This is a genomic window from Flavobacterium bizetiae, from assembly GCF_902804475.1.
Lineage (GTDB): Bacteria > Bacteroidota > Bacteroidia > Flavobacteriales > Flavobacteriaceae > Flavobacterium > Flavobacterium bizetiae.
Map to the genome: position 1 here is coordinate 23,366 of NZ_CADCSU010000105.1, position 15,257 is coordinate 38,622.

The following is a 15,257-nucleotide window of genomic DNA, read 5'->3' on the forward strand; positions in this document are numbered from 1 at the left end:
TCTAAAATCTAAAATAAGCAATCTAAAATTTGAATGACAGGACTCGTATATAAATCTACAGGAAGTTGGTATACTGTAAAATCAGAAACAGGCGATTTTATAGAATGCCGTATGAAAGGGAAGTTTAGGATGAAAGGTATTAAAAGTACCAATCCTATTGCTGTAGGCGATATTGTCGATTATGAACTCGAAGAAACTTCAGATGCTTTAACCGGAACGATTTTTAATATTCACGAAAGAAAGAATTACATCGTTCGTAAATCGGTTAATTTATCGCATCAAATGCATATTATTGCGTCGAATATTGATCGTGTATTTTTATTGATTACAATTAATAATCCACCAACAACCTTCAACTTTATTGACCGTTTTCTGGTAACTGCCGAAGCCTATAATATTGAAACAATCTTGGTTTTTAATAAAATAGATACTTTTGATGAGCCAACGCTCGAAGACCAATTATACATGCAATATGTATATCAGCAAATTGGCTATAAATGTCTTCGCGTTTCGTCTACAGAAATGAAAGGTGTTGAGGAATTAAAAGAAATGATGATTGGCAAAGTAAGTATGTTCTCAGGACATTCAGGAGTTGGAAAATCGACTTTGGTAAATGCAATGGAACCGTCTTTACATCTTAAAACCAAAACCATTTCTGAAGCCAGTAAACAAGGTCAGCATACCACTACTTTTGCTGAAATGTATGATTTGTCTTTTAATGCAAAAATCATAGATACACCTGGAATCAAAGGTTTCGGAATCGTTGATATGGAAAAAGAAGAAATCAGCGGTTATTTTCCTGAGTTTTTCAAATTAAAAGATCAGTGTAAGTTTAACAATTGTCTACATAAAGAAGAACCACATTGCGCTATTAAAGCCGCTTTAGAAAGAGATGAGATCGCCTGGTCACGTTATAATAGTTACTTAAAAATCTTAGAAGGCGACGACGAAAACTATCGTACAGATTCTTATGATGAAGATCGAAAAGCTAGTGACGAATTGAGGAAATAAAATAAATTCCAATTTCTTAAAATTCCAAATTCCAAATCAAAAATTATTGACAGAGTTTGATAGTAGAGATACACTGCAGTGCATCTAGCGTTAGAGTTTAAAATCTATTTAATTCGTATAATCTGTGGCAAAACCAAAATATCTTCTATTATAATGAAAATAGTAATTCAAAGAGTTTCAGAAGCATCAGTTACAGTTGATGAAAAAAAAGTAGCTGATATTCAGAAAGGTTTATTGGTTTTAGTTGGGATTGAAGAAGCAGACACTCAGGATGATATTGATTGGTTAGTGGGTAAAATCGTTAAAATGAGAATTTTTGGCGACGAGAATGACGTCATGAATTGTTCTGTTCAGGATATCGACGGAGATATTATTGTAGTAAGTCAATTTACACTTCATGCTTCTACAAAAAAAGGAAACCGCCCATCTTACGTAAAAGCAGCAAAACCTGACTTTGCAATTCCAATGTATGAGAATTTTGTTCAGTCCTTAGAAAAAGAATTCAATAAGAAAGTACAAACCGGAATTTTTGGTGCAGATATGAAAGTTAGTCTCCTGAATGACGGGCCTGTAACGATTTTAATTGACAGCAAAAACAAAGATTAAAAAATCATTAGACGAGTGTTAAAAATTTCTAAAAATAATATATATTTGACGAAATTACTTACTAATGAAATCTACTTTTTTCGGGTTATTTTTTTTCTTATTTATCAATATTTCTTCTGCTCAAAAAGTCGAATATACTTTCGCCTCTATTTCAGATAGCCTTAAAGAGAATGCCAGTGCCGTTGTTCGTTTAGATCAAATGGATATTACAATTCTTTCGCAAAGAAGTATGAATATCAAAACGCAACGAGTAGTAACCGTTTTAAATGAAAATGGTCTTAGCGATATTGGCGCTTATCAACACTATGATAAATCAGGCGGAGTAAAAAATATCGAAGCAATTATATATGATATTTCAGGTAAGGAAATCAAAAAGATAAAACGAAAAGATTTTAAAGATCAAAGTGCAGTAAGCGGTAGTACTCTTTTCTCTGATAACCGTATACTTTATTTAGATTACACCCCAATTTCATATCCTTTTACGGTTGTGTACACCAGCGAAAGTGAGACTTCAAACACAGCTTTCATACCAAGATGGTATTTTTTAAGCGATTATAATCTGAGTGTAGAGAAATGCGTCTTAAATGTTTCTTTTCCAAATGATCTTGGTTTCAAAAAGAAGGAGTTTGCTTTTTCAGGTTTTAATATAAAGAAAACTATCGATACCGATACAAAACTAAGTTATGTTGCCCTAAACATTTTAGCCAGAAAAGTAGAAGATTATAGTCCGTCTACCGATGATTTATTTCCGAAAGTAATGATGGGATTAGAGAAATTTCATTTAGAAGGCGTGGATGGTAATGCTACAACATGGGAAGCATTTGGCAAATGGTATGGAGAAAAAATTTTAACGGGAACTACCACATTGCCGGAAGAAACTAAGGCAAAAATAAAGGCATTAGTTGGTGATGAAAAAGATCCTATAAAAAAAGCAAAAATCATTTACGATTACGTGCAAAAGAAATCCAGATATGTAAATATTGCTGTAGGTATTGGTGGTTGGAAACCAATGCTTGCGAGTGATGTAGATCGTTTAGGTTATGGAGATTGTAAGGCATTGTCTAATTATACAAGAGCGCTTTTAGAAGTTGTAGATGTTCCGTCTTACAATACTATTTTATATGGAAATCGTTATAAATCAGATATTCAATCTGATTTTGTTTCGATGCAGGGAAATCATATGATTTTGGCAATTCCGCACGGAAATCATTACACCTGGTTAGAATGTACAAGCCAGGACGATCCTTTTGGATATCAGGGAACTTTTACAGATGATCGTGATGTTTTGATTATTAAACCTGAAGGTGGTGAAATAGTGAGAACCAAAATATATGAAGATGTTGGAAATACTCAAAAAGACAAAGGAAGTTATACTATAGATGAAAATGGTCATTTTTCAGGTTCAGTTATCATTACTTCAGAAGGTTCGCAGTATAGTTCTAAAACCAGAATAGAAACGATGCAGCCAACTGAAAAGGAATCTCATTATAAAGACTATTGGAGTAATATCAATAACTTGAAATTAGGTAAAATAACTTTCACAAATAATAAAGAAAACATTCAATTTACTGAAGATGTACAAATAAGCGCCATAAACTATGCGGCGATTTCGGGTAATAAAATGATTTTTACGGTAGATGCTTTCAATCAAAGTTCCGGGAATGTCAAAAGAATCCGAAATAGAAAAAATCCATTTGAAATTCAGCGAGGTTATTTAGATTCAGATGAAATCGAAATTAATTTACCAACAGGTTTTACGATAGAATTTTTGCCTTCAAATTTCGATTTAAAAGGAAAGTTTGGAGAATATAAAACTGAAATCATCAAAAAAGAAAATAATAAACTGATTTATAAGCGCACTATGTTTTTAAATAAAGGCAAATATTCTAACAAAGAATATGATGAATACCGCCTTTTTATGGAGCAAGTGTCAAAGAATGATAATGCCAAAATTATATTAACCAAGAACTAACCAAGAAACAACCAAAAATGAAAACTATCAAACTTTTTAGTCTGTCGATTCTTTTGTTATTTATATCAAAAGTAACAGGGCAGGAATTTAAATTAGGAAAAGTATCCATCGCAGAATTACAACAAAAAGTACATCCCAAAGATTCATCGGCAGCCGCTGCAATTTTGTATAAAAAGGGAAAAACCAGACTGGAATATGATGTAAATAATGGTTTTTTAACTGTTACAGAAGTAGAAACCAGAATTAAGATTTATAAAAAGGAAGGCTATGACTGGGCAAATCAGAATGTTTTGTATTATAATGAGTCTGATTTTAAAGAAAAAGTAAGTTTTTCTGATGCGGTGACTTATAATTTAGTAGATGGTAAAATAGAAAAAACAAAGTTAAAAAGTGACGGGGTTTTTGATGAGGTGGTAAATAAATATAGAGCACGAAAAAAAATAACAATGCCTAATATCAAGGAAGGTTCTGTTATTGAGTTTAGTTATATTATTAGAACGCCTAGTGATAGAGTGATTAGAGAGTGGGATTTCCAGACCAGTATTCCTGTAAATTATTCTGAATTCAAGACTTATATTCCGGAGTATTATGTTTTTAATTCCAGACAAAAAGGATATGTTTTCCCTAAAATTATTACCGCAAAAGAATCAAAAACTATTGTGTTTCAAAATAAAGAACGAACTGGAGGCGGAGGATTTTCAGCTGTTAAAACAGATTATTCCGTACAAAATGTAAACTATACAGAAACGCAAACCACTTACGTTGCTGTAGATTTTCCGGCAATGAAAGACGAAGCGTTTGTTAATAATATTGATAATTATACGTCGAGTATTCAGCATGAATTATCGATGACAAAATTTCCACAGGCAGAGACAAAATTATATTCTGTTGATTGGGATGCAGTTGTTAAAACAATTTATAAATACGATGATTTTGGTTCTGAATTAAATAAAACAGGGTATTTTGAAGAAGATTTAAAAAAGAAATTAGAAGGAAAAAATACTAGTGAAGAAAAAATATTGGTCGTTTTCAATCATGTAAAAGAGAACGTAAAATGGAATGACTATTTTGGTTATAACTGTGATAGTGGTGTTAAAAAAGCATACAAAGAAAAGACCGGAAATATCGCTGACATTAATTTAATGCTAACCGCTATGTTGCGTTATGCTGGTTTAACCGCAAATCCGGTTTTAGTAAGTACACGTTCTAACGGGATTTCAATTTTCCCTAACAGAACAGCTTTTAATTATGTTATTGCTGCGGTTGAAACTCCAAACGGAAATGTTTTATTAGATGCGTCTGATAAATTTTCAACGCCTAATGTTTTGCCATTTAGAGCCTTAAACTGGTACGGTAGACTAATTAGAAAAGATGGAAGTTCTGAAGAAGTAGATTTAATGCCTAAAAAATCATCAAATGATGTTGTTTTTATGAATTATAGTATTGATGCCGAAGGGAAGATAACAGGAAAAACCAGAAGACAATGCACAGATTATAACGCAATGATCACAAGAGATAATGTTAGCGGACTTAAAGAAGATGAGTATTTAGAAAAATTGGAAAATAAAAATAACAAAATTGAAATCAGCGATTATTCGAGAACAAACGAAAAAGATTTGTTATTGCCTATTATAGAAAGTTATTCTTTTACCGGAAATAATTTATGCGAAGTAATAGGTGGTAAAATATATATAAGTCCGATGTTGTTTTTTACCAACGAAAAAAATCCTTTCAAACAGGATGTAAGAGAATATCCGGTTGATTTTGGATTTCCTTTTACAGACAAATACAATATAACACTTCAAATTCCTGAAGGTTTTACTGCTGAGGTTTTGCCTGAACCAGTGGTTATGAATATGGAGGACAACTTAGGAAGTTTTAAATTTAACATCGCTCCAGCGGGCAATGGATTACAAATTAATATTCAGCATCAGATTAACGAGGCAATTGTATCTACTGAAAAGTATGAAATGTTAAAAGAATATTATAAAAACATGATTGCAAAACAAACAGAAAAAATTGTTTTAAAAAGAATCTAATATGAAGTTTCAAAGCTTAGTAATAGTTACTTTTTTGTTTTTTGGATTATCTAAAATAAAAGCTCAGACTTATGAATTAGGGAAAGTAACTATTGCAGAGCTCGAAGAAAAAATACATCCAAAAGATTCAGCCGCGGTAGCCTCTGTTTTATTTAGCAAAGGAGTCGTTTCAATAGGAGATCACGGCAATCAGGAAAATATTGTCAAAAAGAGAATCAAAATTTATAAAAAAGAAGGTTATAATTGGGCTACAATTCAGGTTGGTGTTCCGGCAGGAAAAGCAAATCAAATAAGTATAACTGATGTATATACCTATAATTTAATAGACGGAAAAATTGTAAAATCTAAATTAAAGCCGGAAGGAGAATTTCTGGATAAGATAAATAGCAATTATTGGATTAAAAAAATCACATTTCCAGATGTAAAAGAAGGATCGGTGATAGAATATCAGATTAAAAACTACGCAGGATCATTGTATATTCAGGATTGGAACTTTCAGGAAGATATTCCGGTTAATTATACTGAGTTTAAAACGACAATTCCAAATTCATTTCAATTTAAGAGAATGATAAAAGGTCTTTTTACTCCAAAAGTAACTACTGATATTGCTAAAACCTATGGTTATCCAGCAACGGAAACGACTTATATTCTTAAAGATTTGCCGGCGTTAAAAGAAGAGGTTTTTGTAAACAATGTAAACAATTATCGTTCAGGTATTTTGCATGAGTTAGAAACTATAAGCATACCAGGGCAACTCTATAAAACGATTTCTTCTAATTGGGAAGCTGTTGCCAAAACAATTTATGAGTTTGAAAATTTTGGACCCGAATTAAGAAAAGAAAGTTATTTTGAAGACGATTTGAAATTGATATTAAAAGATAAAGTAAATCCGGATGATAAAATAAAAGTGATTCTGGATTACGTAAAATCAAAGATAAAATGGAATAATACTTATGGATACGGATGCGAAAAAGGCGTTCGAAAAGCCTATAAAGAAAAAAGTGGTAATTGTGCAGATGTCAACTTTATTCTGACTGCCATGTTGCGCGCTGCAGGTCTGGAAGCTAATCCTGTTTTAATAAGTACACGATCTAACGGAATTGCTTTTTTCCCGAATACTAATGCTTTCAACTATGTAATTACAGGTGTAGAAACATCAAGCGGAAGAGTTCTGCTCGATGCAACAGATCCTTTTTCTACAGTAAACATTTTACCCTTGAGGGATTTAAATTGGATTGGACGCTTAATTCGCAAGAACGGAACTTCAGAAGAAATTGATTTAATGCCGCAAAAAATATCAGATCATATTGTTTCAATGAGTTATGAAATTATTGAAAAGGGCGAAATTAAAGGAAAAGTAAGAAGACAATATTCAAATTATAATGCTTTCAATTTTAGAAACACCTTTTTGAACGAAACGGAAGAAGCCTATTTAGATAAATTTGAAAATGAGAATAACAAGATCGAATTAAGCGAATATAAAAGAACCAATCAAAATGAACTTTTATTACCTATTTCAGAAACATTTTCATTTACAGGTTCGAATTTTTCAGAAATTATCGGAGGACAAATATATCTCAGTCCGATGTTGTTTTTCTTAAATGAAAAAAATCCATTCAAGCAGGAGAAAAGGGAATATCCGGTAGATTTTGGATTTCCATTTCTGGAAAAATACACCATAAGCATAAAAATTCCTGATAATTATACAGTCGAAAATTTGCCTCAATCTGCTGTTGTAAGTACAGAAGATGGTTCAGGAACATTTAGATTTAGTACCGCTTTCAGTGAAAATCAAATACAAATGACAATTGTTCATCAAATGAATGAAGTTATAATTCCAATAGAAAAATACGAAGGGCTAAAGGAATTTTACAAAATAATACTTGCGAAACAATCTGAAAAAATAGTTTTAAAGCGGATTTAATTTTTTTCACTAAAGGAAACAAAATTCAAATAAGTAGTTTAAAAGAAATTAACAATAGTATTTTTGCAGCTGATCACTCAATGGATTAAAAGATTTTTCCGAAAGATGATTGTCAGTAAAACGAAAAATTATTCTTAAAAAAATATAACTATGGACTTGAAAAATGCACAACTTGATGTCGATACCTGGATAAAAGAACACGGTGTTCGTTATTTTAATGAACTTACGAATATGGCACAACTTACAGAAGAAGTAGGTGAAGTTGCCAGAATTATTGCTCGTAGATATGGTGAACAATCAGAGAAAGAAAGTGATAAAAACAAAGATCTGGGAGAGGAATTGGCCGATGTTGTTTTTGTAGTTTTATGTCTGGCCAATCAAACCGGAATAGATTTGCAAGCTGCTTTCGATAAAAAAATGGACTTAAAATCGGTTAGGGATAAAGATCGTCACAAAAACAACGATAAATTGAAATAATTGTGAAATATCACTCATAAGTTTTGAATTATGAGTTTTGAATTTTGAATTATGAGTGGGGAGTGGTAAATTGCGTGGCGAATTACGTTTCTAACCATTCATAATTCATAATTTCAATTTACCATTAAAAAAATGAATTTACTACTCCAGACAACTCAACATAATTTACAAGGACAAATTGCAGTAACAGGATCAAAAAGCGAAACCAATCGTTTATTGTTGTTAAAAGCATTATTTCCAAATATTACATTGGCCAACACTTCAAATTCTGATGATAGTGAGGTAATGCAAAAAGCCTTGATTGGCAATGACGAAATTGTAGATATTCACCATGCAGGAACTGCAATGCGTTTTTTAACCGCATATTTTGCTGTAAACGAAGGTCGCGAAGTTGTAATGACAGGTTCAAGCAGAATGCAGGAACGTCCAATAAAAATTTTAGTTGAAGCTTTAGGACAATTGGGAGTTGAGATTTCTTATGAAAAAGAAGAAGGTTATCCGCCCATTAGAATTAAAGGAAAAAAAGTAACCGCTTCAAAAGTTACTTTGGCAGCAAATGTAAGCAGCCAGTATATTTCGGCACTTTTATTAGTCGCTTCAAAATTAGAAAATGGTTTAGAACTGACTTTAGAAGGAGAAATTACTTCAATTCCGTACATCAAAATGACTTTGGCTTTGCTTAATGATTTAGATATTCAAACCAGTTTTGAAGGAAACGTGATTAAAGTTTATCCAAAAGCTGAGGTTGCAACCAAAGAAATGGTAGTAGAATCAGATTGGAGTTCAGCATCTTACTTTTTTAGTTTAGTGGCTTTGGCCGACACAGCTTCAATCACTTTAAGCAGTTACAAAGAAAATAGTTTGCAAGGAGATTCTGAATTGGTTTCACTTTATGAGAAATTGGGAGTACAGACTACGTTTCAGGAAAATAAAATGACTTTGGTAAAACAAGAGAATTTTAAATACGAAACGGTAAATTTTGAATTAAATAATACACCAGATATTGCGCAAACAATTGTAGTAACGTGTTTAGGTTTAGGAATTGGTTGCCATTTAACAGGTCTTCATACTTTAAAAATTAAAGAAACGGATAGACTTGAGGCGCTTAGAATTGAGTTGACAAAATTAGGAGCAAACATTTCGGTTACTAATGATAGTCTGACTTTAGTAGCTTCAGAAAACATCAATCATAATGTGAAAATCGGAACTTATAACGATCACCGTATGGCAATGGCATTTGCGCCTTTGGCTTTAAAAGTCCCTATCATTATCGAAGATGCTGAAGTAGTTTCGAAATCATATCCTGATTTCTGGAATGATCTAAAAGCTTTAAACTTCCAAATTTCAGAATTGTAGATTTTAAATCATATAAGTGATATAGGTTTATTTAAACAAACATAATTTGAATAGCCTCCAGTTTTAACTGGAGGTTTTTTTATGCGCAAACTGTTCGGCTTTAGCCAAATAAAAACACCAGCAATTTTTAAAGATTCCTAATTTAAATGAACTTATATCACTTATATGGTGAAATCCCATTTTTTTATGTCACTAAAACACCACTAAATCAGCGACTTTTGAAAATAAACATCAAAACACTTGACAACGCCTATCTCACAGTCGTATATTTGCACACGATTAAAAATCAGGTCTTCAAATAATCCTGATCGAAAATCTATAACTCATAACTTTCTCAAATGAAATTATCACATTTTCAATTTAATTTACCGAAAGAACTTTTAGCAGAATTCCCGGCAGAAAACAGAGACGAATCTCGTTTAATGGTAATCGATCGTCAAAAACAAACTATAGAGCACAAAATGTTTAAAGATGTTATCAATTATTTTGATGATGGAGACGTTTTGATTCTTAACAATACTAAAGTTTTCCCTGCACGTTTGTACGGAAACAAAGAAAAAACAGGAGCAAGAATTGAAGTTTTCTTATTAAGAGAATTAAATTCTGAGCAACGTCTTTGGGACGTTTTAGTTGATCCGGCTAGAAAAATCCGTATTGGTAACAAACTTTATTTTGGTGATGACGATTCGTTAGTTGCTGAGGTAATCGACAATACAACTTCTCGTGGTAGAACTTTACGTTTCTTATACGATGGATCTTATGAAGAATTCAGAAACAAATTGACAGAACTTGGAGAAACTCCAATTCCTAAATATATCAGTAGAGAAGTAACAGCTGAAGATGCTGAAAGATACCAAACTATTTATGCAAAAGAAGAAGGAGCTGTAGCTGCGCCAACTGCAGGATTACACTTCTCAAAACACCTTTTGAAAAAATTAGAAATTAAAGGAATCAATTTTGCTGAAGTTACACTTCACGTTGGTTTAGGAACTTTTAACCCGGTTGAGGTTGAAGATTTATCTAAGCACAAAATGGATTCTGAAGAATTGATCATCAAACAAGAAGCTTGTGATATTGTAAACGAAGCAAAAGCAAAGAAAAAACGTATTTGTGCTGTTGGAACAACTTCTATGCGTGCGATTGAAAGTTCAGTTTCATCACAAAATACTTTGAATCCTTACGAAGGATGGACAAATAAATTTATTTTCCCTCCTCACGATTTTAGTATTGCAAACTGTATGATTACAAATTTCCACACACCAAAATCAACATTATTAATGATGATTTCTGCTTTCTGTGGACATGATTTAATGAAAAGAGCATACGAAGAAGCTATCAAAGAAGAATATAAATTCTATTCTTACGGAGATGCAATGTTAATTATCTAATTAGATATTTAAAATAAATATAAAACCTGTCAGCAATGGCGGGTTTTTTTATGTTTAAAAAGTTTCAGGTTTCAAGTTTGGTATTAGTTGTGAAATTTAAACGCAAAGTTCCCTAAAGTTTTTTACGCAGTTTATGTTTTTCAAATGAAAAAGCACGCAAAGCTTTGCGAACTTAGCGTTTGTAAACCTTAACCTGCATACGAATCGTTGCGAATTTTGAGGTTAAATCTCCAAAGCATATCAACGCAAAACTTAAAACATGAAACAAAACAAACAAAATTTGTTATTTTAGCAGACAAAACAAAAACACAATGACTTTTCAAAATACACGCGAATTCGCACGAGAGCTTGATTCGCAAGACACATTAAATCATTATCAAGATCAGTTTCTTTTTCCTAAAGTAAATGACAAACGCGTAATCTATTTTACAGGGAATTCTTTAGGATTGCAGCCAAAACGTACCAAAGCGTATATCGACGAAGTAATGAACGATTGGGCAGATCTTGCTGTAGAAGGTCATTTTTATGCCGAAAAACCTTGGTGGGATTATCAGGAAAGATTTGCAGAACCATTAAGTAAAATTGTGGGCGCTTTGCCATCAGAAGTTACGGTAATGAATACCCTGACGGTAAATCTTCATTTATTGATGGTTTCTTTTTATCAGCCAAAAGGCAAGCGTTATAAAATTATCTGCGAAGAAAAAGCATTTCCATCAGATCAATATATGTTTCAGAGTCAGGTACATTTTCATGGATATAAAACAGAAGATGCCATAGTTGAAATCAAACGTCGTGAAGGCGAACACAATATTCGTCTTGAAGATGTTTTGGCAAAAATTGAAGAAGTTGGTGATGAACTGGCTTTAGTTTTAATTGGTGGAGTAAATTATTATACCGGACAAGTTTTTGATATTAAAACCATCACCGAAGCCGGACAAAAAGCCGGAGCAAAAGTAGGTTGGGATTTAGCACACGCTGCAGGAAACATCAAGCTGGAACTTCATGACTGGAACGTAGATTTCGCTGCATGGTGCAGTTATAAATACATGAATTCAGGACCGGGAAATGCTTCTGGTTGTTTTGTACACGAAAAACATCACAATAACCCGGATCTGCCCCGTTTTGCAGGTTGGTGGGGACATAATAAAGAACGCCGTTTTAAAATGGAACCTAATTTCGATCCGGTTCACGGAGCCGATGGCTGGCAAATTAGTAATTTACCGGTACTTTCTTTAGCCCCTTATTTAGCTTCGGTAGAAATGTTTGCTGAGGTTGGAATGGATGCTTTAATAAAAAAGAGAGACCACATCACCTCATACTTAGAATTTATCTTGCATGAAATAGACAAAGAAGTAAAAGGTAATTTCGAAATTATTACACCTTCAAATCCTATAGAAAGAGCCTCTCAATTATCGGTTTTTTTGCACGGAGAAGGAAGAAGTTTATTCGATTATTTAATGAAAAACGGTGTTATTACAGATTGGCGTGAACCTAATGTTATTCGCTTGGCACCAGTTCCGTTATACTGTTCGTATGAAGATATGTACGACTTTGGACAAATTCTGAAAAAAGGAATTTTAGAGAAGTAAAAGTATAGTAATCTTGTAAATTAGAAAAGTTTTTTAATTAAAGTCAATCTCTACGCGCTGTTTGTCATTTCGACGAAAGGAGAAATCTTCGTAAGTAACTCTGCAAAGAAAGTCAAATCTTTGTCGAGCTTCTCGCGAAGATTTCTCCTTTCGTCGAAATGACATAAAATGAGAAAAACTTTGCGTCTCTGCTCCCGATAGCTATCGGGATTGCGAGATTATTTTTAGGCATCGACTTAAAAATAATCCGCTTTAAATCCGCGTTTTGCTTTAGCAATCCGTTTCATCCGTGTCTAAATTTTAAGCGTAATCTTTAAATTCTGTAACCATTAGTCTAAATCATGTAACTTCAGCAAAACGAATATGCTTTAATTTGTAGTGTAATAATTTAAAAACACTACAATCATGAAAGCCTTATATATTTTATTCGCCGCTTTATCAATCGTTTCTTGTCAAAATCAAGGAAAAGAAGATATTAATAAAGCCAAACAAGCTAGCATTGATTCGATGAAAGTTGAAATTAATAAACAAAGAGTTATTGATTCAATGAAGACAGAAATGGCCAACCTGAAAGAACAACAAAAAGTAGAGCAACAAAAAGTAGAATCTCAAAAAGTTGTGGTAGTACACCAACAACAAGCTGACGGAACTGCAACTACAACGACTACAAAAAAGAAAAAAGGATGGAGTGCTACTGCTAAAGGTGCTGTAATTGGTGCTGGAGTAGGTGCTGCAACCGGAGCTATTGTAAGTAAGAAAAAAGGCGAAGGTGCCATTATTGGTGGTTTAGCCGGTGCTGCTTTAGGAACCGGAACAGGTGCTGTTATCGACAGTAAAAAGAAAAAAGAATAAACCAATTTCTATATAAGTAAAAACCCCGATTTAAAATTTAAATCGGGGTTTTTGAGTTTAAGCTAATTCTAAGGTTGGTATTGTTATTTTAGCTAATTCTGATTTATAAAAATCGAAATCATTTTTAATTTTATTTAAATCCTGCTTAAAGTACAAAGAGGTCGAAAGTAGATTTTGATAATATTCAATTCCTTCAACGATATTGGCTTTAAAAGTATTCCATTTTTTAACCTGAGCATTTGTAATTCCTCCTGAAATGTTTTCAATCTCATTCCTGAAATAATCTACATACATTTTCAATTCCTTTACAAATAAATTTGGCCTGTTATCGGTTCTTAAAATCGATTTATTTCCATAAATGTGACCCAACATATCAGCCAACGAAACTTCTTGGTCAAAATAAGCCATATTTGGCCCAGGACAGATCACAACTCCTTGCGCCTGACCTTTTATTTTAATATCATTCTCTAAGTACGAAGCATTGGCTAAACCAACACACAGACAAGATTTCTCTGTGATTGCAAATTTTGCCTTTTCGAAAGCTTGAGTCGACATTGTTTCTTTTATATTTTCTAATTCTTCCAGCTTATGATCCTGAAATTTTTTCGAAGCAGTACAAATTCCGTGTGGATCGTATTCTTTGCTTAAAGCAAGGAATTTCTTTGGGCAAGAACTTCCGGCCTTATTTTGGTCAATTCTTTTTTGTTTTAAAATCTCATTTGTAGTACCCCTTAAAGTATTAAACGGAACTCCTAACGGCGAAATATGACTTAAGTATAAATCTTCTTCTTTTGCTTCTATCAATAATTCGCGAGTTGCTTTATCCACAGAAGTCGCTTCCGGAACCAGTAAAAAAGGAGATCCCCAGCCAACAGAATCTACTTTGTATTTGTCTAATAAAAATTCATGTTCTTCAGCAGTTCCTACGCCACCCTGAACCGTAATTTTTAGCGGTAAAGGATTTTCTGGAGCGTAAATTTGTTTTTGCTGTAATACTTTTGTCATCAACTCATGTGCAGATTGAACAAGTTGATCTTTTTTCTCTTTAAATTCTTCTAAAATTGGTCCTAACAAAAGACCATCAGTAGCAAACGCATGTCCGCCACAATTCAATCCGGATTCGATTCTGTACTCAGAAACCCATAATCCTTTTTTGGCTAAGAAATTCCCCTGAATCATTGCTGACCTAAAGTCACTTACTTTTAAAATGATTTTCTTCTTAAGTTCATTATTAAGATTGGGAAAAAAATCCGGGAAATTTTCAAAATAACTAAACAATCTCGGATTCATTCCTGCAGAAAGTACAACCGATGATTCAAGATTACTATTGGCAAACCCTCTTAAAGCAGCATGAGCATCATTAAATTCAATAGGAAGTTGTTCGTTTTTTTCGAAATTATCTTTGTCCAGTTTGGTCATGATGTTTACATCGATTAAACCTGGAGAAAGATGAGATTCGATGTAATTTTGAATGTTTTCTTTAAAAGAAATTCCATCATTCAATAAATTCTGAAATCCTTTTTTAATATCTGATGTGTTGGGTAACATCGCAATATAATTTTCTACAGCTGTTTTGCTTTCGATAAGTTCAGTTTTAAAATTGTCAAATTTTTCTTTTACAATTTTGTCCACTAAATTAAGGTATGAAGTAATTCTTTCGGCTCTGTAGTCGTGAAACTTTTGAGTTATTTCCTCATAAGGAAAATTGAATTTGGTGCTATAAAAATTACGCATCTTTTCAATTAAATCATCATCAGCTATCGAGACTACAGATGAAATTCCATATTGTGCCACTCGAATTGGGCTATCGATTGTATAGGCAAGCCCCATTACAGGAATATGAAAAGTGTGTAAAGGTGGTTTTGTCATTTGTTTTTAAATTAAAAATAAAAGCAAATGTTGGAAAATTTATGCTCAAAAAACCTGATAATTATCAGGTTTAAATTTTCTTATTTCATAAAACTGATCATTTTTTAATCTCTATAATAATAACTTTTTTTAGGAGCTAATCCCGCTATTCGTTCCAATCTTTTGTGGCGAACA

Annotated in this window: 11 protein-coding genes; 10 read left to right on the forward strand and 1 reads right to left on the reverse strand. The window is 32.7% G+C overall.

What is annotated here, in order from left to right:
* Positions 1–33: 33 nt before the first annotated feature.
* From rsgA to FLACOL7796_RS14295, 10 genes are all read left to right on the forward strand, one after another.
* The gene (gene rsgA / locus FLACOL7796_RS14250; protein WP_173971433.1) at positions 34–1,011 is read left to right on the forward strand and encodes a ribosome small subunit-dependent GTPase A; all 978 of its coding nucleotides are present in this window, start codon (positions 34–36) and stop codon (positions 1,009–1,011) included.
* 153 nt (positions 1,012–1,164) lie between these two features.
* Positions 1,165–1,617: a D-aminoacyl-tRNA deacylase gene (gene dtd, locus FLACOL7796_RS14255; protein ID WP_173971434.1), complete on the forward strand. Its 453-nt coding sequence runs from the start codon at positions 1,165–1,167 to the stop codon at positions 1,615–1,617.
* A 64-nt stretch (positions 1,618–1,681) separates the two neighbouring features.
* Entirely contained in the window at positions 1,682–3,589 is a 1,908-nt protein-coding gene (locus FLACOL7796_RS14260) for a DUF3857 domain-containing protein (protein WP_173971435.1), read from the forward strand.
* A 17-nt stretch (positions 3,590–3,606) separates the two neighbouring features.
* Positions 3,607–5,628, forward strand: a complete 2,022-nt coding sequence (locus FLACOL7796_RS14265; RefSeq protein WP_173971436.1) for a transglutaminase domain-containing protein — start codon at positions 3,607–3,609, stop codon at positions 5,626–5,628.
* A gap of 1 nt (position 5,629) precedes the next feature.
* Positions 5,630–7,552, forward strand: coding sequence for a DUF3857 domain-containing protein (locus tag FLACOL7796_RS14270; protein WP_173971437.1), 1,923 nt, complete (start codon positions 5,630–5,632; stop codon positions 7,550–7,552).
* 150 nt (positions 7,553–7,702) lie between these two features.
* Complete coding sequence (locus FLACOL7796_RS14275) at positions 7,703–8,029, forward strand: nucleotide pyrophosphohydrolase (protein ID WP_012022600.1); 327 nt, start codon at positions 7,703–7,705, stop codon at positions 8,027–8,029.
* 132 nt (positions 8,030–8,161) lie between these two features.
* Positions 8,162–9,385 carry a 3-phosphoshikimate 1-carboxyvinyltransferase gene (aroA, locus tag FLACOL7796_RS14280; protein ID WP_173971438.1) on the forward strand — a complete coding sequence of 408 codons (1,224 nt, stop codon included), beginning with the start codon at positions 8,162–8,164 and terminating at the stop codon, positions 9,383–9,385.
* Positions 9,386–9,723: 338 nt separating this feature from the next.
* On the forward strand, positions 9,724–10,773 hold the full coding sequence (gene queA, locus FLACOL7796_RS14285) for a tRNA preQ1(34) S-adenosylmethionine ribosyltransferase-isomerase QueA (protein ID WP_173971439.1): 1,050 nt from the start codon (positions 9,724–9,726) through the stop codon (positions 10,771–10,773).
* A gap of 311 nt (positions 10,774–11,084) precedes the next feature.
* Positions 11,085–12,362 (forward strand): kynureninase, encoded by a 1,278-nt coding sequence (gene kynU, locus FLACOL7796_RS14290; protein ID WP_173971440.1) that lies wholly within the window; start codon positions 11,085–11,087, stop codon positions 12,360–12,362.
* Between the two features lie 405 nt (positions 12,363–12,767).
* Positions 12,768–13,214 carry a YMGG-like glycine zipper-containing protein gene (locus FLACOL7796_RS14295; RefSeq protein ID WP_173971441.1) on the forward strand — a complete coding sequence of 149 codons (447 nt, stop codon included), beginning with the start codon at positions 12,768–12,770 and terminating at the stop codon, positions 13,212–13,214.
* Between the two features lie 57 nt (positions 13,215–13,271).
* Here FLACOL7796_RS14295 and FLACOL7796_RS14300 read toward each other — a convergent pair whose 3' ends face one another.
* Positions 13,272–15,083 carry a hypothetical protein gene (locus FLACOL7796_RS14300; protein ID WP_173971442.1) on the reverse strand — a complete coding sequence of 604 codons (1,812 nt, stop codon included), beginning with the start codon at positions 15,081–15,083 and terminating at the stop codon, positions 13,272–13,274.
* Positions 15,084–15,257: the final 174 nt, after the last annotated feature.

Bases quoted from the DNA above. Each gene is read 5' to 3' on its own strand.
- rsgA (WP_173971433.1), top strand. From the start codon at position 34: ATGACAGGACTCGTATATAAATCTACAGGAAGTTGGTATACTGTAAAA.
- dtd (WP_173971434.1), top strand. From the start codon at position 1,165: ATGAAAATAGTAATTCAAAGAGTTTCAGAAGCATCAGTTACAGTTGAT.
- FLACOL7796_RS14260 (WP_173971435.1), top strand. From the start codon at position 1,682: ATGAAATCTACTTTTTTCGGGTTATTTTTTTTCTTATTTATCAATATT.
- FLACOL7796_RS14265 (WP_173971436.1), top strand. From the start codon at position 3,607: ATGAAAACTATCAAACTTTTTAGTCTGTCGATTCTTTTGTTATTTATA.
- FLACOL7796_RS14270 (WP_173971437.1), top strand. From the start codon at position 5,630: ATGAAGTTTCAAAGCTTAGTAATAGTTACTTTTTTGTTTTTTGGATTA.
- FLACOL7796_RS14275 (WP_012022600.1), top strand. From the start codon at position 7,703: ATGGACTTGAAAAATGCACAACTTGATGTCGATACCTGGATAAAAGAA.
- aroA (WP_173971438.1), top strand. From the start codon at position 8,162: ATGAATTTACTACTCCAGACAACTCAACATAATTTACAAGGACAAATT.
- queA (WP_173971439.1), top strand. From the start codon at position 9,724: ATGAAATTATCACATTTTCAATTTAATTTACCGAAAGAACTTTTAGCA.
- kynU (WP_173971440.1), top strand. From the start codon at position 11,085: ATGACTTTTCAAAATACACGCGAATTCGCACGAGAGCTTGATTCGCAA.
- FLACOL7796_RS14295 (WP_173971441.1), top strand. From the start codon at position 12,768: ATGAAAGCCTTATATATTTTATTCGCCGCTTTATCAATCGTTTCTTGT.
- FLACOL7796_RS14300 (WP_173971442.1), bottom strand. From the start codon at position 15,083: ATGACAAAACCACCTTTACACACTTTTCATATTCCTGTAATGGGGCTT.